Source organism: Rubripirellula amarantea (assembly GCF_007859865.1).
Lineage (GTDB): Bacteria > Planctomycetota > Planctomycetia > Pirellulales > Pirellulaceae > Rubripirellula > Rubripirellula amarantea.
In genome coordinates this window covers 887,377-906,844 of record NZ_SJPI01000001.1, presented here as the reverse complement: position 1 = coordinate 906,844, position 19,468 = coordinate 887,377, and the positions used below count along the sequence as shown (strand labels likewise).

Genomic DNA, 19,468 nt, shown 5'->3' with positions numbered 1-19,468 from the left:
CCGAGTTCCACGTTCTCTTCGCGAGTATCGCCATGAGTGCTGCTGTTTTGACACCGCCTGTAATCGAAGCACGTGTGGGACGCACCGTTGCCGCCCCGGTTCTATCGATGCTGGGAGTCTGCAAGGGTTTCGGAAGTGGCGTGACTCGAAACGAGGTACTGTCAAATATCAATCTGAACGTCCGCGAGGGTGAGTTTCTTGCGGTGGTTGGGTTCTCGGGTAGCGGAAAGTCGACGTTCATGAAGTTGTTGGCCGGGCTCGAAACGCCCGACCGTGGTGAGCTTCTTATGGAAGGCAAGCCGGTTCAAGGACCAAGTCCCGATCGAGGTCTTGTCTTTCAGAACTATTCGCTGCTGCCTTGGTTGACCGTTCGAGGGAACATCGCATTATCCGTCAACAGCGTGTTTCGCAGTTGGAGCAAAGGCGAACGTCGCGATCACGTCGAGAAGTTTATCGAGATGGTGGGGCTGACGCACGCCGCACACCGACGGCCACACGAGCTTTCCGGTGGAATGCGACAACGTGTTTCGCTTGCGCGTACGCTGGCAATGAAACCCAAAATTCTGTTGCTCGACGAGCCGTTGTCTGCGCTCGACGCGATGACTCGAAGTGTGTTGCAAGAAGAGATCTTAAAGATTTGGGAAGAAGAACGTCAGACATGTGTGATGATCACCAACGACGTAGATGAAGCCATCTTGGTGGCCGATCGAATCGTGCCGCTTAATCCTGGTCCCAACGCATCACTCGGCCCGACGTTTACCGTTGGGCTCGATCGCCCGCGACGTGCGTCCGAGCTTAACCACGATACGACCTTCAAGGGGCTTCGCAACGCGGTCACCAATTACTTGGTAGCTGTACGTCAAAAGACTCGTGACGACGAAGAGTCCTTGTCCACGGCTCCTCTCATTGAACTGCCCGATTTGCAGCCCCGAAGTTTGTCCCTACCTAGAAAATCCATCCTTAACGCGACGACCTAGTTACGCCCCGCTCGTTGTTCCCACCGCCTACTTTTTTAGAGCCCACGCATCATGGCCGGATATGTCGAAATGTATCGCCTCGGCAAAACTTACGACACGCCCAATGGGCCTGCCGTGATTGTCGAAGACTTCAATCTAAACATGGACAAGGGCGAGTACGTTTGTTTGCTGGGGCACTCGGGATGCGGCAAGTCCACGGTGTTGTCGATGGTTGCGGGGTTGAATGATATTTCCAATGGCGGAATCGTCGTTGCAAACCATGAAATTGACGGTCCTGGCCCCGATCGCGGTGTCGTATTTCAATCACCATGCTTGATGCCATGGATGACCGCAATCGATAACGTTTTGTTAGGCGTCGATCAGGTCTATCCGCATGGAAGCAAAGCTCAACGACGCGACATCGCTGGCTACTATCTGACGCTGGTGGGTTTGGGAAGCAGCCTCGATAAACGTGCCAAGGATTTGAGTCAAGGAATGCAGCAACGAGTTGGCATTGCTCGTGCGTTCGCGCTCAAACCCAAGATGCTGCTGCTTGACGAACCCTTTGGAATGTTGGACTCGCTCACTCGCATGGAATTGCAAGAGATTCTGCTTGAAATTCTGATGCGTGACAAAGTGACGACTCTGATGATCACGCACGATGTTGACGAGGCTCTGTTCATGAGCGATCGAGTGGTCATCATGACCAACGGCCCTCGCGCCCGCGTAGGAAAAGTTCTTGAAATTCCGTTCGGAAGACCTCGTGTTCGGGCGGATGTTTTGGATCACCCGCAGTACTACGACTATCGCGCGGAAATGATTCAGTTCCTTGAAGATCAGGACCACAAAAAACTCAAGCAAGATCTGCAGAAACGAAAAGCGATCACGGAATCCCAGCCGAAAGAAGAAGGGACGGTGTCCTTATGAACCAGCCTTCGACTTCTTCTTCTTCTTCTTCGTCAACCCATTCTTCTTCGCCTATACAGAGTGTTCTGCAGACATTCGAGTCATCATCATTGGTGGACGAAGTTCGTACATACGATGTGATAGATGCAAAGATCGCTGACAACGACTCTACCACATTGAGCTTTCTAGCAGAAAAGTCAGCTCAATCAGGTGCGGCCGAAATCTATTGTCAACCCAAGGGTGAAGGTGATCATCATCCGACGATTTCGTCGGCAATCGCCGTCCCTGTGCATCGCGGTGGTCAAGTTATCAGCGTTGCCGTCATCGCCTTGAAGCCAGTCAGTTTCGGTGCCGGAGTTTTTGAGCTTTGGGAACCGATAGGTCCTTATGAGGAGGTGGCGTTGCGCGGTGGTTACTTCGCACATCTCGAAAGATTTTCCAATGTCAGCTCGTTCATTCGATTTGAGCGTGGTAGCGGGTTGCCAGGACAAGCCTGGGCGTCCGGCCAAGCCGTGATTCATGACGACCTGCCCAATCATCCCGGGTTCCTTCGTGCGGCGGGTGCATCGGCGGGTTTGCTCGAAACGGCGATCGCCCTGCCAGTGCTCGATGATGACGTGCTAATGACCGTCGTGGTTTTGATTTCTTCCAAGGCAACACCGATCGCTCGCGGTTACGAAGTTTGGAACGTTTTGGCCGACAAGTTCGTGATGGAAGGTGCCGCGTATCAGGGACTTGATGCATCGCTGCAATTGCCTCGAGACACTGAACTTTCTTTGAACGCTGGACTACCGGGACTGGCGTTAGAGCATGGTGGTGCCACGATTTCGACGAACGCACAAGCGTTATTGGCAGGACGCCAATGTGATGAAGGCACGGATGTATCCGAAACCATCAATGGTGGTTTGGCCATTCCCACCTACAAGGGAGAGACACTTTCAAGCGTCACGACGCTCATGTTCTGAACCATTGGTTCCGAGCTGAGTTTCTTGCGATCAATTTGCTCGTGAGACTTGAAATTCGTTCACTGCTATGTCCTCTACCCTGCCCTTCACCGAATCGAAATTCGACATCGTCGATGAGCTGCTGCGCCAACAGCAATCGTTGTCTGCGGTCGAACAATTCAGTGCCCTTCACGATGCCGATGATTCTGTGATTGCACCGGCTCAGGAGCAATACTACCGTCGTCTGTTGCCCGCGACGCCTCCATCGGCTGATCAACAGTTTGCCTTTGAAGTCGACCTGGACCAATGCAGTGGTTGCAAAGCATGCGTTGTCGCATGTCATACTCTCAACGGGTTAGACGAAGATGAATCGTGGCGACGCGTCGGCACGATCACCATCGGCGAGGTGCTTCCAGCCCAGACGCCACTCGAGAAACTTTCATCGAACGGTTCACTTACGAATGAATCGTCGCCCAGCTTGTCGTTGCCCACGGTTGGGCACGTAACGACGGCCTGTCATCACTGCGAAGACCCAGGTTGTCTTAATGGATGTCCAGTGCGAGCGTACGAGAAGGATCCATTGACGGGAATCGTTCGACACTTGGATGACCAGTGCATCGGTTGCAAGTACTGCATGATGATGTGTCCATACGAAGTGCCTCAGTACAGTGAACGATTGGGAATCGTACGTAAGTGCGACATGTGTCATCAGCGGCTTTCCGTTGGCGAAGCACCCGCGTGCGTGCAAGCTTGCCCCAACGAAGCGATCGCCATCAAGTTAGTTGATCGGGGTGCCGTTTTCGACGACGGGCAACGACTTGCGCCCGACGCGCCTCTATCGGAGATTACTAAACCTTCAACACGTTACAAATCTGTTCGCCGCGAAGCCGTTGCCGCGGCGGTGCCGCAGGATCGCGGTGTCGACGAAGTTGCCGAAAGCCATTGGCCCCTAGCGGTCATGTTGGTGGCTACCCAAATCAGCGTTGGAATCATCCTCGTCGAACGTACTTTGTCACTCGGTTGGGTTATGGCGGGTGCGGGAACGTCGGAGCGGCTGACTCAGGTATCCGCATTGGTGGCGTTACTGATCGGCGGGATCGGACTCAACGTCGCGCCACTACACTTGGGACGACCGTTGCGTGCTTGGCGAATATTCTTGGGGCTTCGTACGAGTTGGCTTAGTCGCGAGGCCGTGATTCTTGGCAAGTACATGGGACTGCTTGGTGCTGCCACGGTTCTGCTATGGATGCCTGCATTCGCTGACTACGTACCTGAATCTATCTCGACTTGGATTCCCGATTGGGCGGGTAAGGCGGCCCTCGGATTGTCGATCGTGACCGGCATCGTCGGACTGTACTGCAGTGCCATGATCTACATCGCCACCAACCGAGAGTTATGGCGTTCGGGACGCACGCTCGGGCGTTTCTTTGCTACTGGCCTCGTTGCCGGATTGACGCTGGTTGCCGCAATGGCCTCGTTTTTGGGATCGGGCACGTCAGGTGCGGTCCTTGGACTCGCAGCCGTTGGCGTGGTGATCGTGAAGATTATTTGGGAATGGCAAATTCATCTCGGCGCTATCGAACGATGCAACGATAAGGATCGTCGCAGTGCCGATTTGATCAAGGGACATATGAAACCACTTCGCAATGGGCGAATCATATCGGCTGCTGTGGGTGGCTTTGTCGTCTTGTTAGCGTCGGTGATCTCGCCTGTGTCGCCGCTCATCGCCGGAAGCATGCTGTTGATTGGAGCAGCTTCATTGATGTCCGGCGAAATGCTGGAACGACTGTTGTACTTCAAGAGTGTTGTCTACGACCGCATGCCGGGGACCTTTTAGGTAAATCTTATGAGCACTCTACCTTCACTCACTCGAACGGATGACCGAACTTCGGATCGTCAACTGCCGCAGTTGATTCAAGCTCGTACTGGCAAAATGACTCGCGAGCTCTTGCTGGAACCGGGCAAGCATGGTCTAGGAATGACGCCTTCCACGCTTGCGGCAGACACCACTACTACCGCCGTTTGCGGCTTTTGCGCTACCGGGTGCGGCCTGCGTTTGCACATGCGCGATGGCGAGGCCGTCGGCCTGACGCCGGAAACAAAGTATCCCGTCAATCTAGGAATGGCGTGCCCCAAGGGTTGGGAGGCCTTGCGGGTCTTAGATTCCGATGACCGAGCTACCGACCCATTGGTTCGAAAGCCCGACGGTGGCTTTGACCCCGTTTCGTGGGACACCGCACTGACGCTTTTTACTGATCGCTTCAAGTCGATTCAAAACAAGTATGGTAAAGAATCCATTGCTTTCTTGAGCACCGGCCAGATCGCATCGGAAGAGATGGCGTTCCTTGGTGCACTTGCCAAGTTCGGAATGGGCATGGTGCACGGCGACGGAAATACACGTCAATGCATGGCCACGGCCGTCACTGCGTACAAGGAGTCTTTCGGATTCGATGCGCCGCCCTACACCTACGACGATTTTGAGCAAAGTGATTGTTTAGTGTTCGTGGGTTCCAATCCGTGCATCGGACATCCCATCATGTGGGAACGGGTGCTGCGGAATAGGAAGTCACCTGAGATTATCGTCATTGATCCGCGGCGTACCGAAACTGCGATGGCGGCAACGCAACACTTGCAGCTTCGACCCAAGAATGATCTCTCAATTCTTTACGCGATCACAAATCAAATTATCCAACGCGGATACGTTGATCACTCATTTGTCGATCAGCATACGACCGGTTTCGAACAACTTCGCGAACACGTTGCTGGATTCACGACTGCTTCGGTAGCTGAGCAATCTGGTATCTCGGAAGAACAAATCATTCGAGCAGCCGATACGATTGGCACCAAGGAAGCGGTCTCCTTGTGGTGGACGATGGGAGTCAACCAAAGCTACGAGGGAACTCGTACGGCTCAAGCGATCATCAATATTGCATTGATAACGGGCAACATTGGACGTCCAGGGACTGGTGCGAATAGCATTACTGGTCAATGCAACGCAATGGGTTCACGATTGTGGAGCAATACGACCAATTTGATCGGGCATCATAAGTTTGAAGATGCTGGCGATCGAGAAAAGGTGGCTCGTGAACTAGGAATTGGCGTCGATTCAATTCCCACCAAGGTTGGTTGGTCATACGACCGAATCATGGAAGGCATTCGTCGCGATGAGATCAAAGGCTTGTGGGTCATTGCCACCAATCCCGCTCATTCTTGGATTCATCAAGGTGAAGCTCGCGACCTGCTGGACAAGCTCGACTTTCTTGTCGTTCAAGACATGTACCATTCGACCGAAACGGCTCGGCATGCCGACTTGATTTTGCCTGCCGCTGCTTGGGGTGAAAAGGATGGCACGTTCATCAATAGCGAACGCCGATACAGTCTGATCAAGAAGGTTCGCAAGGCACCCGGCCTAGCACTCTCGGACTTTAGTATTCTTCGTGGAGTCGCCCACTATTGGGGGCTGGACGAGATGTTCGCCAAATGGACAGACCCGGAAGCTGTCTTCCGTTTGATGCAACAATTGAGTGTTGGCCAGCCTTGTGATATTTCCGGCATCAATGACTACCAGCAAATCGATCGTTGCGGCGGGATCCAGTGGCCATGGTCACAAAGAGATGCGTCAGAGTGTGATGTTCCTGAACCTCAGCGGCGTTTGTTCGCGGACGGGAAATTTTACCACGACGACGAAAAGGCGAAGCTGATCGCTGCCGCTGTCACACCGATGCCCGAGCCAACGGATGATGAGTTTCCGGTAATGCTTATGACGGGCCGTGGCACGGTTAGCCAATGGCATACGCAGACGCGAACAAGCAAATCACCTGTCTTGCGAAAGTTGTATCCCCGCGATCCTTACGTCGAAATCAATACGTTGGATGCCCGGTCGATGGATGTATCCAATGGCGATTGGGTTCGGGTGACATCGCGGCGTGGAAGCTTACTTGCGAAAGCCATGGTGGTTCCCACCGTACGTTCTGGCCAAGCATTTATGCCGATGCATTACGAAGCCACTAATCAATTAACTCTTTCCCACTTTGATCCTTACAGCCGCCAACCGAGTTACAAGAACTCAGCGGTTAGGATCGAGCGGTCTTCCTGAAACCTATCGAGTAGATCTGTTCGTATGACTGACAAAGCTTTCTCGGAAGAGCAAAAACAATTCCTGTCGGGATTCGCATTCGGTTCCGATGTCGCTCGCGCCGTCAGCAATCTGCCGATTATTAGCGGTAGTGGCTCACCGACTGGGACAACCCTGAAGGTAGGTGGCGGTGCAAGCACCATTGACGGATCCGTAGTTGCAAGCCGTCCCGAGATGCTTGCTCTGCAAGCTCAAGCCGATGCCGAAGCTGCCGGCAAGAAACTGAGCATTGAGGAAAAGGCAAAGCGAGAGAAGAATCCACTTGATATGTGGGACGAGATCATCGCTAGAAGCAACGCGGGAACGTTCCCTAAAGGTACCGATGTCTTTTTAACAAAATTTCACGGGCTCTTTCACGTTGCACCCGCGCAAGATTCATTCATGTGCCGAATGCGAATTCCCGGCGGAGTCTTGCACGCTTGGCAGTTCCGAGGTTTGGCTGATTTAAGCGATCGTTCAGCCGGTGGGTACATTGATGTGACCACTCGCGCGAACCTGCAGTTTCGCGAAATTCCCGCTGATCAGGCCGCCCATATTCTGTATGGACTTCGCGACGTCGATGTTATCAGCCTCGGATCAGGAGGCGACAACATTCGCAACTGCACCGCCAGCACATTGTCCGGTATTGATGGCACGGAATTAGTAGAAACCATTCCGTTGGCCAAGCGAATGCATAACTACATTTTGAATCATCGCGAGATGTATGGATTGCCACGCAAGTTCAACATTGCCTTCGATGGTGGCGGGAAGGTGTCGGCACTGGACGACACAAACGACATCGGCTTTCATGCCGTGTTGGTAACCCCAGAACACGCTAGTGAAGATCTACTAGCGGGTGTTTACTTTCAACTGACTCTCGGTGGGATTACTGGTCACAAGGATTTTGCTCGACCAACCGGCGTGTTGCTAACCGCCGACGAATGCTACGAGGTTGCGGGCGGAATCGTGCGAGTCTTCGTCAAAACGGGTGACCGCACGGATCGCAAGAAAGCAAGGTTGAAATATGTATTGGACGACATGGGATTCGACCTTTTTCTTGAAGCCGTTGAGAAGCAAATCGGTCGAAAGCTAAGACGTGTCGACCAGTCTCGGCTTAGTGTTCCTCACAACGAGGACCGATCCGCCCACGTCGGATTTCATCTCCAGAAACAACCGGGTTTGAGCTATGTCGGTGTCGTTTTGCCGGTGGGACGCATCACTAGCGACCAAGCCAGATCACTAGCTGACATTGCACAGCGATACGGAAATGGCGAAATCCGTTTCACGGTGTGGCAGAACCTGATCATTCCATTCATTGCCAACGAAGACATCAACGAGGTTGATGAAAAGATTCGAGCGATTGGATTGAACACTCAAGCAAGCTCCTTTCGGGCGGGATTAGTCGCATGCACGGGGAGTGCCGGATGCAAGTACGCTGCCGCCGACACGAAGGCAAACGCCATGGCAATCGCTGAAGCCCTCGAATCGCAATTCGAGCTTGACCAGCCCATCAATATTCACGTCACTGGTTGCCATCACAGTTGTGCTCAGCACTACATCGGCGACATCGGACTCATTGGTTGTAAGGTCGAACGCGGGGATGACATGGTGGACGGATACCACATTCATCTAGGCGGCGGTTGGGGCGATCGTCAGGGAATCGCTCGGTTGCTATTCGAGTATGTCGTGGCCGAAGATTGTCCTCAAACGATCGCATGCATCGTGGGCGGTTATCTAGAACGACGTCAGGAAGGCGAAAGTTTTGTTCAGTTTGCAAGTCGCAGTAGTGACGAAGAGCTCAAGTCATTGTTGAACGTGAGCGTTTAGTGTTGTTCGTTTTGTTTGATCATTGAATCTTTGGTAGACCTATGAGTAGTTTCATTCCAAGTAGCGCGCCGTTCAACGAAGAACAACGTGCGTGGTTAAATGGATTCTTCGCTGGCATGATGGGGATCCAGCCAGGAATGGATGCCGGTACCGCTTTAGCGACGGCCGGTGTTGCCACCGAATTGATTGGTGAGGATAGCGAAGAAGACGATGACTTTCCCTGGCACGATTCCACACTTCCGATCGTCGAGCGAATGGAAATGGCGGAAGGAAAACCGCTCAAGCGAAAGCTAATGGCGGCGATGGCACAGCTCAATTGCGGTTCGTGTGGTTACCTATGCCAAACTTACGCCGAAGCAATCGAATCGGGAGCCGAATCAAACGTAACGCTTTGCAGTCCTGGCGGAAAGGAAACAAAGCAAATGATCAAGCAATTGCTAAAGGAAGGCGGTAGTGCGGAAACGAATGGCAAATCGGCCACCAATGGCACGCCAGCAACCAACGGTGCGGCAAACGGATACTCACGATCCAATCCTTATGGCGCAGCGATTATTGAATCACGTCCTCTCAATAAAGAGGGTTCGGCAAAGGATACGCGGCATGTGGCGATCGATCTCGCAGGCTCTGGCCTGAACTACGAAGTCGGGGACGCCTTGGGGATCTATCCCGAGAACTGCGGCGAACTGGTTTCGCAAATTATCGACCGGATCGGCGCTGATCCCAACCTATCTTTGACGTCTTCCGATGGTAGTCGCAAGACGCTTCGCGAAGCATTGCAGCAGGACTTCTGTTTGAAAGATCCTTCGGACGAGTTGCTGTTACTGGTCATTGCTCGTGCCAACGAAGAGACAGCCAAAGATCTCTTGCACACCATGATCGACGAGGGGGTTCCCGAAGGTTTTGATGTGCTTGATGTATTGGAAGTCGCCAATGTCGAATCGCTAACATGTACCGAGTTCCTCGAAACGCTGGAACCATTGAATCCACGTCTCTACTCAATCGCGTCGAGTATGAGCCAAGTCGGTGACCAAGTTCATCTAACCGTCGGCAAAGTGGTGTATGAACGAGAGGGGCGGGTTCGAAAGGGCGCTGCAAGTACCATGTTGGCTGATCGTGTCGTGCAAGGAAGCACGGTGCGAGTATTCACGCAGCCCAATCATGGTGGATTCACCATCCCTAGAGATCCGAACTCGCCCATGATTATGGTGGGACCTGGCACTGGTATCGCACCGTTCATGGCGTTCTTGCAAGAACGGAACGCTCAAAAGTCGCCGGGTAAGAACTGGCTATTCTTCGGCGATCAACACGAAGCGTTCGATTTTCTTTACGAAGACGAGCTCAAGAAGTATGCGTCCAGTGGCTTGCTCACTAAACTCGACACGGCGTTCAGTCGCGATGGTGACAAGAAGGTTTATGTCCAAGATCGAATGCGAGAAAACGCGTCTGAGCTTTGGCAATGGATTCAAGAGGGCGGCTATTTCTTCGTTTGTGGCGACGCATCTCGGATGGCGGCCGACGTCGATCGAGCACTCGCTGATATCATTGCAGAACAAGGCAACATGTCAGCCGACGATGCGAAAGCCTATCTCAAACGACTGGTGGACGAAAAAAGGTATGTCCGAGACGTTTACTAACGTTTACGTCACGGCTTTCCCCGCGAGTGGGTTTCTAGGATGATAGATTGAGAATTGAGAGCGGGGTGACTGTCACCGAGCTTATTCGCTATCACCATTATTCAGCCTGGAAACACCGATGTCGAACACGCTTGTCCAAAGTGATGCTTGGAAGAATTTGCAACAGCACCACACGGAGATCAAGGACCGGCACCTGCGCGACTTGTTTGCGGAAGACTCGACACGAGGAAAGAAGTTCACCCTCGAAGCCGCCGGTTTGTTCCTGGATTATTCCAAGAACCGAATGACCGGTGAAACAATGAAGTTGCTGGTCGCGTTGGCTCGAAGTGCCACTTTGCCCGATCGCATCGAAGCGATGTTTTCCGGCCAAAAAATCAATACGACTGAGGACCGGGCGGTATTGCACACAGCCTTGCGAGCACCACGTGGGGCCGAGGTTGTATTCGATGGCAAGAATGTCGTTCCCGACGTTCACGAAGTGCTCGACCGAATGGCAAGCTTCGTGAACCGTATCTCAAGCGGCGAATGGAAGGGGCACACGGGCAAAAAAATTCGAAACGTCGTCAATATTGGTATCGGCGGGTCGGACCTCGGTCCGGTAATGGCATACGAGGCATTGCGACATTACAGCAATCGTGAGTTGACAATGCGATTCGTTTCTAATGTCGATGCGACTGACTTTGCTGAGTCGACCCAGGGCCTTGATCCTGCTGAGACTCTTTTCATCGTGGCCTCGAAAACGTTCACAACTCAGGAAACCATGACCAACGCAAATACCGCGCGTGCTTGGTTGCTTGATGGTCTCGAGGGTGACAAGTCAGCGGTTGCCAAGCATTTCGTTGCTCTATCGACAAATGCCGAAGCGGTACGAGCGTTCGGGATCGATACCGACAACATGTTTGGCTTCTGGGATTGGGTCGGCGGTCGCTATTCGATGGACTCGGCAATTGGCTTGTCGACAATGTTGGCGATTGGGCCCGATGGTTTTCGAGAAATGCTTGCGGGGTTCCACGAGATGGACACCCATTATCGGACCGCTCCCCTGGATCAGAACATGCCAGTCATCATGGGCTTGTTGGGGCTTTGGTATTCCAACTTTTTCGGAGCTCAAACGCTTGCCGTGTTGCCATACGACCAGTATCTCAGTCGTTTTCCTGCTTACCTGCAACAGTTGACAATGGAAAGCAATGGCAAGAGTGTCACGCTTGAAGGCAAGCGAGTGAGCTATGACACTGGTGCAGTCTATTGGGGCGAACCAGGTACGAATGGGCAACACTCGTTCTATCAGTTGATCCATCAGGGGACACATTTGATCCCCTGCGACTTCATCGCGTTCGCGAATTCGCTCAATCCCATTGGTGACCATCACGACAAGTTGATGGCGAACGTATTTGCCCAAGGTGAAGCGCTGGCCATGGGCAAGACTGCTGATCAGGTGCGTGCGGAAGGCACTAGCGAATCACTGGTACCTCATCGCGTTTTCGAGGGCAATCGACCGTCGAATACATTGCTGATAGACAAGCTCACCCCTCGAGTACTTGGATCATTGGTTGCCCTGTATGAGCATTGCGTGTTCACCCAAGGCGTGATCTGGAACATCAATCCCTTCGATCAGTGGGGCGTCGAGCTTGGAAAGCAACTTGCGAAGGCGATCATCCCAGAACTGCAGTCAAGCGATGTCAAACTTTCGCATGACAGTTCGACGAATGCACTGATTGAACGCTACCGTACGACGAAGAGTTCGTAGCCGCTACGGTAAGGAAAGGATGTGCCATGCATGCACTACTTTGCTGCTTGCAGAAGCGCCATCAGGTCCGACAACTCTTCGATGGAGAGTTGTTCAGCAAGTCCGGTGGGCATTACGGATATTTCGCTGGGACGCTCGTCCTCGATTTCGTCGGTGGAGATCATTTTCGTCTCGTCCGCTGAGATTTGAAGCTCAACCACCGCGGTTGTGCGTCGCTTCACTAGCCCGTTTAAAACTTCGCCGTCGATCGTCAAGATTTTTGTCGAGCGATAGTTCTGTTCCAGTCGCTGGCTCGGGTAAAGAATCGCTTCAAGCATTGCTTCCATCGTTCGCGACGAACCAATGCGAGTTAGATCGGGACCCACGTTTCCGCCCACGAAACCCATGGTGTGGCATGCGCCGCATTGGGCTTTCGTGCCGTGGAAAATCTGCAAGCCTTTGACCGGATCCCCAGGAACCAATTTTAATTGCCAAACCGCGACGGCATCACCGATTTCCACCGGTGGTCTAGCAATAGCCTCACACGTTTCTTGAGCCTCGCTGGTAACACGCGGCGATGAATCCTTGAACGCATTCGTCAAGTAGTTGGGTGCGAGCGTCTTCGCAGAATTGAGCTCCCGTAGCCGCTTCAGCAATGACAAGTTTAAGGTTTCATCGTCTAGCCGCTTGATCGCTTGGATTGCGATAGGCAAATCCAGCGAGGGTAATGATGCAAGACTATCAAGCACCTTGCGGGCTGCTGACGCGGATAGACTGACTCGACGCATCGCCTCCTTCGCCACATCGTGATCGGAGTGATCGAGATTAGAAAACGCATCGACCATCACGGATTCTGTGGTTGTCTCGTTGATTCCAGATCCCGACGGCAGACATCGCAACCAACGCAATTTCTGGCCTGTTTCTGCGGATTGATCAGCCAAGCTTCCTATAGCCTCAATCAACGCTTCAGAAGTTGCAAGATCCGCATCCACTTTGGACAACGCAATCGAAAGTGCAAGTTTCGTACGCCCTTCACTGGATCGCAGCCAGTGCGCCAATGGTTCAATCCAGGCGGCCGGAAGTTTCGGGGGTGAAACTTTATCGAAATGCTCGGCCAAGTAGGTTTCATGAATACGGCGCTGCGGATCATCGTCGATGCCTGAAACCGACCAAATCCAATCTCTGATTAAGTCTTGAATTTCTGGATTGTATTTCCAGTGAGACAGCAGCGTCGCAAGTTTGTCACCGTGATGGTTTAGGTCAGACCAATATGTCTGTAGGAAAGGCATAAGTTCTTGTGCCCACGCAGGATGCTCAGCGAGAACGGTGATGGCAAGGTTTGACAAGGATTCGTCATCGCTACTTGCCAAGGCGAAAACATCAGCGGGCTTGAGTCGTGACCCGTTATCAATTTGAGAAACAGCCAGCAAAGCAAGTCGCTTCTCGTCGTCGTTGCTCGCAATCTGTAGCAAGTCGAGTTCAGGATGCGCTCGCGACAACGCAATCAAGGCGAATGCGATTGAATGAGCGAGATGACGATCTCCTTCGTCGTCGGTCGAGAAGAGGCGTAAAATGGAATCGCTATCCCCTGCTCTGCCGAGAGCTTCCACCGCTGCGCGACGCAGAAAAAGGTTGTCGTGATCGATCAAATTGACGAGTTTTGCAACTGCTCGACTGTCTCGGTGAAGCGAGATTGCTCGCACCGCTGCGATAGCCACCGGAACATGGGGGTCGTCGATGAATGAAGCGATCTGGTTGAGCGCGGCGGGACTTCCTAGGCTCGTTAGTGCACCGATGCAGCGCAGCCGACTCGCGGTTGAAGATCGTGGAATCATCGCTAGCTCCCGAAGCTTGCCGATATCCGCGTCGGTTAACCGCAGAGTTGCCTCGCGGGCAACCCAAGGTCGGGAGTCGAGAACAAGCTCGCAATTTTGGTTTCGCGTAAGCGTCGACCAGATGACCGGTTGCCGTGTTTGGGTGGTCGATTCTTGACGCTTCGAGAGTCGATAGATTCCGCCGCTTGCTGTTTTCTGATTGACCCGGGACGTGGGGCAACATAGGTCGTACCAACCACCGGTATCGACCACGATCAAACTTCCGTCCGCGTCCTCAACGACATCAGTCGGATGAAAGTCAATGCGGTCAGCGATCAGCAAGTCGTGGTCTTCTGTCTTAAAACTAGAGCCCATTGGGATCAACCGATGAGCAGTTACCCGTTGCCGATTGAATTGGGCTGCTACTAAGACATCATTACCGTTTGAATCGAATGGGACTATGTCATAACGATTCAAGCACGCAAGTCCGCTGGGAGCAGCCGCGCCGAGTTGAGTCATAACGGGCATCAGGTCACCTGTCCTGATGTGATCTTGAATGACGGAGTGGTCTTTTCCAAACAGGGACCCGTAAACCGCGTGAGCAATTCCGTCTCGTTTTCCGTTGTTCGGATGAACAAGGTAAGTGCTGGTAAAGAACGGTTCACCGGTTGAAGTGAAGGCTACTTCGACGGGGTTATCCATGCCACCGGCAACTACCATGTCGATCGGCCCGCCATCAAGTTTGCGGCGATAGATGTGAGAAGCGGATGATTGGATCTCGCGCCCATCAACCAACATATGGCTTTGTTTCGCGAACGCTCCTTTGCACCAATAGATCCAGCCATCCGGTCCGAGATACGGACCATGCAGGTCGTTGGCACAGTACGTCACCGTTCCACCATCGAACCAAACACTACGTTCTTCACAAACGCCATCGCCGTCTCTATCGGTCAATTTCCAAATCTGTGGCGGTGCAGCTACAAGGATGCTGTCGCCAACGCAAAGCACTCCTTCAGGAAAGGCAAATTGATCAGCGACAACAATGCGTTCGTCAAAACTACCATCGCGATCGGTATCGACAAGTCGAATGATCTTGTGAAGCTGCTTTTGGTTGTGCGCGTCAATTGGCGTGCCCACACCGCCCGATTCAGCAACCACAAGGTTTCCGTCGCGATCAAAATCCGCCACAATCGGCCATTTGATCAATGGTTCGCCGGCGATCCTTTCAATGTCGAACCCATCAGGAATCGAAAAGCCAATGGCCCCAATGGAATGATCGAAAGACGTTGGCTCATGAGACGCGGCATGGCCGGCGAAGCTCACGAGCACTGCAACGAAGAAAGGTCGCATACAAACATTCAACAGGCGGAGGAGTTCAGGAATGATCTCCACCAATGATATCACTTATCTGCAGGCAAAGCGGTCATGTCATGCCCCGCATACGGAAGTCTTGTTGGTGCCTACGCCGCAAGATCAGGTGTCCACCGAGAATACCAACAACTAGCCCCAGCATTGAGGATGGTTCAGGCACAACAGTGATCTCTATAAAACCTGATACTGAACTCATAGCAGGTTCGGTACCATTGAAGTCATCCGCGAATGGATCGATGACGGACACTTCATAGATCCCAGTTGCGGCATTCATCGCCGTCTGTAGGTCAAACTGTGCGATCAACGTCGGACTGGTAAGAACGGGTATGTCATTAAAGTCACCAGAGAGATCCGTAATGGTTAGCGTATCGTTGGCATACGATGTTTGAGTAGTCGACGTAATCGCGTTGCCACTTATAGCGGCGTTGCTGTTTCCCGAAAATACGTAACTTGGCGTTGCTGCAAATGGCTCTGTCGAGATCCCTGGGTCAACAAATCTGACATCATCAGATGATGCTGGCAAAGGAGTAATCGGAGTCAAGACTAAGTCGAAAACAAAGAAGTTTAAGTCGTCCGGTACTCCCACGCTTCGAATCGTGACATTCAGTGTTTTCGTTTCACCCGCAAACATCGTGTCGCTGTCTACTTCAATCACAAATGCTGCTTTTGCAGGTGAGAACATCAATGCAACAAAACAGTATGAAATTAAGCATCGAACGACTCTAGATTCCGACCACGCAAACGATCGACGAGTTTCCTCAAGTTGAGTCTTTACAGTACGGTTCATAATGATTTGCAGGGGACAATGGTACGCAGTGTCGTTGAGAGTCTCTCGATTTGCATCCTCAAAGACATGCTATTTACATCTCATCCAAATTCCAGTTTTGAACGCATAATGTGGTCAACATTGTCGAATTCGAGAGCATTGAGCAACAAACAAGCGAGACGTGTGGACGGTGAGGTTAGGGGGAATCGACTAATTCATCCCAAATTGGAAGTTCTCGAAGCGATGTAATCTCTGGGGCAAGTTTCACAAATGCACTGGGGATTTGATTTTCGGCCATGCCCGCTTTGATAGCTGAGACTGCTCGCTCACTAAAATAGTTCTGTTGTTTGATTAAACCGTCACTGTTTCCACTGTATGCTGGGTCGGTTTTCAAGGCGGTAGCAAGTTGTGCATTGGCAACCGCGAACGCTTGCCACCACGAACTGTGAGCATGACTGGGAATCTCGATTTGCTCAAGAATCTTCTTCGCTTGGTCGGTTTCTCCTAGCTGAGCCAAGTCGTTTGCGAGACGTAGTTGAATCAAGCCTAGGGAGGGATCCGCCTCTAATATTTCTTGACGGAGCGAAACTGCTTCACGTAATGCATGTTGAGCGGTCGCATCTAGTTCATCGGAAGCCTCCGTTGAATGAAGCTTTATGCAAATGGCCTTGAGGTGAAGTGATTCGGCGAGGCTTTCACTGAGCTTTAAGTTTTTCTTTTCCTGCTTCTTGAGCTTCTGTAGTCGAGTTGCGCTATCGTTCGCAAACTGAAGTGCTATTGCATGATTCCCTAGGTATAGATTCCAGGTAGCGAGGTCCGCTTGCATAAGACCAGCATTCCAGGCGGGGGCAACCATGAAAGGGTTTTCGTCGCTAATCTTGTTAAGGTCTTTAGCGATCTTCGTAAGATTTCCTGTCGCAGCTTTCAGATCGCCGTTTCGGACTCTCAGTTTTTCTAACGACCATTTGGCGCCGATCCATTCAAGCTGGGCACCAATTGAAAAATGGTCGTCCTTAGCCGAGTCTTCGCGAATTTGAGCGGATTCTTCGAACCACTCCTGTGCCGCGTCTAGGTTTCCCAGGTCCATGTCAACATAAGCAAGCCGACCCAGCGTTGCGGCGATGTTCTGTCGGACTCCTTGATTGCTGGGTTCTTGATTAAGCCATTGTCTTCGTAGAGTGAGTGCGGTTTCGAATTGGCTCTTCGCTTCATTCATCTTTCCCAATGCACGAAGTGATTGGCCGAGTAAATCGTGTGCGGTGGAAAGATTGTGGAATCGACCGGGAAGCTTGTTTTCCTTGTCAAGTGATGCGACAACGTCAAGACATCGTGCGTAACATTGTCGAGCCGCTTCGACTCTACCAGTTTCAAGGTTCGCATCGCCGAGTCGACGCAGTGTCCCCGCGGCAATGATATTGTTTTGAGTTGGATCCGACGCGGTCGAATCGAGTCTTGCGAGTCCTTCTCGAGCGGTATTAAGCAGTTCCTCCCGCACATCACTCATGCCAGGGCGGTCATCAAGTTTTCTTAGCACTCCAAACACAAGTGATTTCAGCGCATCAACGGCTTGCTTATACCCGGCTTGAGCGGATTCGGCATTTCGCTGAGCGGTTTCCTTGGCTTTTACGGCGACCGCTTCGGATGCTCTGGCACGCTCGGCATTCTGTTCAGCGAGCTGTTCGTTTTGTTCGGCAAGTTGGCGCGCTTTACGTTCTTCTTCTTCACTAACAACTAGCTTGTTGTTGCTAACTTCGAGAGCTTTGTTTGATTTTTCGACTTCCGTTTTTTGCTGGTAGATTGTGCCTGCTGCTAGCGGTCCTCCGACGGCTAAGGCCAATGCCAAACAAGCGGCAAGACCACTTGGCACCGCGATTGTAGGATTGCGTTTACACCAACGAATTAATCGTTCCCATAAGGAGATGGGGCGGGCAGAGATAGGTTCGCCACGTTGAAATTTGGCAAGGTCATCCGCAAGATGTCTCGCGTCGATGTAGCGTCGCGAAGGATCTTTCTCAAGGCACTTGAGGCAGATGGTTTCTAGGTCTTTAGGTATCTTAATTCGCAGACGACTAGGAGGAACCGGTTCTTCCCGCAGCAACATCATCACGGATTCGCCAGGGTTCGATCCCACAAATGGAGCTCGACCCGTTAGCATTGCGTATAGCATGGCGCCCATGCCCCAAATGTCAGCGGCAGGACCGATGTCGGTGGCAGCCCTGGCTTGCTCGGGTGCCATGTATCCAGGGGTTCCCACGACCGCGCCTGTGATGCTTAGCGATTGGTCTCGCTCTATCTCACGAGCCAATCCGAAGTCCGAAATTTTCGGGGTACCGTCGCTTGTTAGCAGAATATTCGCCGGTTTGATGTCTCGGTGAATGATATTCTGCTCATGAGCGTATTGAAGTCCTCTGGCGACAGACTCAAGAACTCTAGCAGCTTCGCTCGGGGTCATTGGATTGCTTCGGATTAAATCACCGAGTGTTGCTCCCTTAATGAACTCAAGAGAAAAGTACGGGTGGTCGTCGTGCTCGCCAACTTCATAGATCCGCACGATATTTTCGTGCTGAAGCTTCGCAATTGCTTTAGCTTCAGCGTCAAAACGATCTAGCATTGCTTGATTTACGCGACTTCCGTCCAGAATCATTTTGAGTGCTACAAGTCGGTCAAGGCTTTTTTGATTTGCCAAGTAAACGACACCCATGCCACCTTGGCCAAGCACACTTTTGATTTCGTAGTCACCGATCGATTCACCCGGTGGCAACGCATTGAAATTTGACCTGCCCTTTGCTGAGGGTCGAATATTACTGCGGCCTACCTTTGCGGTTCCAATCGCACGTGCTTCGCCGACCGAAAAGTCCGCAGTGTCGTCCATACCTTCGACAGGGGTGTTAGCCGATCCACTCCCCGGATGAACGCGAACGGGAAGTTCACCACTGGGTGCTGATTTCCCTGCTATGGTAACTTCGTTTTCAGATCTTGATTCAACAGCAACGTCGCGGTCTATAGCACCTGTATCGAGTGTGACTTCTTGAGCCGAGTTGGCATCGGCAGGCGAGAAGGAATCAATGGTTGGTTCCTCGTATGACGAATTGCGAGAGTTGTTATCATCGCGGTTATCGTCTGAGATCTTTGTGTCGAGTGTTTCACGATAGTACTGGTCAATTAATCGCAGAGTTGACTTCGCGAGTGTTCGCTTGTTTTCATCAATCTCATGCTGTTCGAGTCGTTGCAACAACGCATCAAAGCTGGGCGTTTCTATCTTCGCCTCAGAGGCCGACGATTCGATAACTCTTTGCCAATCTTTTTCGTACGACTGAATCAACTCGGTCAACCAGGGTTCGCTGATCAAACTATCGGAGTTGTGCCATGGCTTATGAGGGCTCTGGGGCATCGTATCGCTTCCGTAACAA

The 19,468-nt window shown here is 52.1% G+C and carries 11 protein-coding genes; 8 read left to right on the top strand and 3 right to left on the bottom strand.

The window, feature by feature from the left end; all coding sequences use genetic code 11:
- Nucleotides 1-32: 32 nt before the first annotated feature.
- The 8 genes from Pla22_RS03255 (at nt 33) to pgi (ending at nt 12,128) form a co-directional block, all read left to right on the top strand.
- Complete coding sequence (locus tag Pla22_RS03255; RefSeq protein ID WP_146513333.1) at nt 33-977, top strand: ABC transporter ATP-binding protein; 945 nt, start codon at nt 33-35, stop codon at nt 975-977.
- Nucleotides 978-1,028: 51 nt separating this feature from the next.
- Nucleotides 1,029-1,883 (top strand): ABC transporter ATP-binding protein, encoded by an 855-nt coding sequence (locus tag Pla22_RS03250; RefSeq protein ID WP_146513332.1) that lies wholly within the window; start codon nt 1,029-1,031, stop codon nt 1,881-1,883.
- The gene (locus tag Pla22_RS03245) at nt 1,880-2,827 is read left to right on the top strand and encodes a GAF domain-containing protein (protein WP_146513331.1); all 948 of its coding nucleotides are present in this window, start codon (nt 1,880-1,882) and stop codon (nt 2,825-2,827) included. The genes Pla22_RS03250 and Pla22_RS03245 overlap by 4 nt, the downstream gene beginning before the upstream one ends.
- A gap of 67 nt (nt 2,828-2,894) precedes the next feature.
- Nucleotides 2,895-4,643: a DmsC/YnfH family molybdoenzyme membrane anchor subunit gene (locus tag Pla22_RS03240; protein WP_146513330.1), complete on the top strand. Its 1,749-nt coding sequence runs from the start codon at nt 2,895-2,897 to the stop codon at nt 4,641-4,643.
- 9 nt (nt 4,644-4,652) lie between these two features.
- Nucleotides 4,653-6,902 (top strand): molybdopterin oxidoreductase family protein, encoded by a 2,250-nt coding sequence (locus Pla22_RS03235; protein WP_242631766.1) that lies wholly within the window; start codon nt 4,653-4,655, stop codon nt 6,900-6,902.
- Nucleotides 6,903-6,926: 24 nt separating this feature from the next.
- Nucleotides 6,927-8,747, top strand: a complete 1,821-nt coding sequence (locus Pla22_RS03230; RefSeq protein WP_146513329.1) for a NirA family protein — start codon at nt 6,927-6,929, stop codon at nt 8,745-8,747.
- Between the two features lie 41 nt (nt 8,748-8,788).
- Nucleotides 8,789-10,381 (top strand): sulfite reductase subunit alpha, encoded by a 1,593-nt coding sequence (locus Pla22_RS03225; RefSeq protein ID WP_146513328.1) that lies wholly within the window; start codon nt 8,789-8,791, stop codon nt 10,379-10,381.
- Between the two features lie 118 nt (nt 10,382-10,499).
- Nucleotides 10,500-12,128, top strand: coding sequence for a glucose-6-phosphate isomerase (pgi, locus tag Pla22_RS03220; RefSeq protein WP_146513327.1), 1,629 nt, complete (start codon nt 10,500-10,502; stop codon nt 12,126-12,128).
- Between the two features lie 35 nt (nt 12,129-12,163).
- On the opposite strand, the gene Pla22_RS03215 is transcribed toward pgi, so the two are convergent.
- From Pla22_RS03215 to Pla22_RS03205, 3 genes are all read right to left on the bottom strand, one after another.
- The gene (locus tag Pla22_RS03215) at nt 12,164-15,271 is read right to left on the bottom strand and encodes a PVC-type heme-binding CxxCH protein (protein ID WP_146513326.1); all 3,108 of its coding nucleotides are present in this window, start codon (nt 15,269-15,271) and stop codon (nt 12,164-12,166) included.
- Between the two features lie 73 nt (nt 15,272-15,344).
- A complete protein-coding gene (locus tag Pla22_RS03210) occupies nt 15,345-15,974 on the bottom strand; it encodes a PEP-CTERM sorting domain-containing protein (protein ID WP_165440498.1) in 630 nt (209 codons plus the stop codon).
- A gap of 280 nt (nt 15,975-16,254) precedes the next feature.
- Nucleotides 16,255-19,449, bottom strand: coding sequence for a serine/threonine protein kinase (locus Pla22_RS03205; protein ID WP_146513324.1), 3,195 nt, complete (start codon nt 19,447-19,449; stop codon nt 16,255-16,257).
- Between the last annotated feature and the right edge of the window lie 19 nt (nt 19,450-19,468).

Excerpts from the sequence above, each read along its gene's own strand:
- Pla22_RS03240 (WP_146513330.1), top strand. The coding sequence starts at position 2,895 with ATGTCCTCTACCCTGCCCTTCACCGAATCGAAATTCGACATCGTCGAT.
- Pla22_RS03245 (WP_146513331.1), top strand. The coding sequence starts at position 1,880 with ATGAACCAGCCTTCGACTTCTTCTTCTTCTTCTTCGTCAACCCATTCT.
- Pla22_RS03210 (WP_165440498.1), bottom strand. The coding sequence starts at position 15,974 with ATGTTCTCACCTGCAAAAGCAGCATTTGTGATTGAAGTAGACAGCGAC.
- Pla22_RS03230 (WP_146513329.1), top strand. The coding sequence starts at position 6,927 with ATGACTGACAAAGCTTTCTCGGAAGAGCAAAAACAATTCCTGTCGGGA.
- Pla22_RS03255 (WP_146513333.1), top strand. The coding sequence starts at position 33 with ATGAGTGCTGCTGTTTTGACACCGCCTGTAATCGAAGCACGTGTGGGA.
- Pla22_RS03225 (WP_146513328.1), top strand. The coding sequence starts at position 8,789 with ATGAGTAGTTTCATTCCAAGTAGCGCGCCGTTCAACGAAGAACAACGT.
- pgi (WP_146513327.1), top strand. The coding sequence starts at position 10,500 with ATGTCGAACACGCTTGTCCAAAGTGATGCTTGGAAGAATTTGCAACAG.
- Pla22_RS03205 (WP_146513324.1), bottom strand. The coding sequence starts at position 19,449 with ATGCCCCAGAGCCCTCATAAGCCATGGCACAACTCCGATAGTTTGATC.
- Pla22_RS03215 (WP_146513326.1), bottom strand. The coding sequence starts at position 15,271 with ATGCGACCTTTCTTCGTTGCAGTGCTCGTGAGCTTCGCCGGCCATGCC.
- Pla22_RS03250 (WP_146513332.1), top strand. The coding sequence starts at position 1,029 with ATGGCCGGATATGTCGAAATGTATCGCCTCGGCAAAACTTACGACACG.
- Pla22_RS03235 (WP_242631766.1), top strand. The coding sequence starts at position 4,653 with ATGAGCACTCTACCTTCACTCACTCGAACGGATGACCGAACTTCGGAT.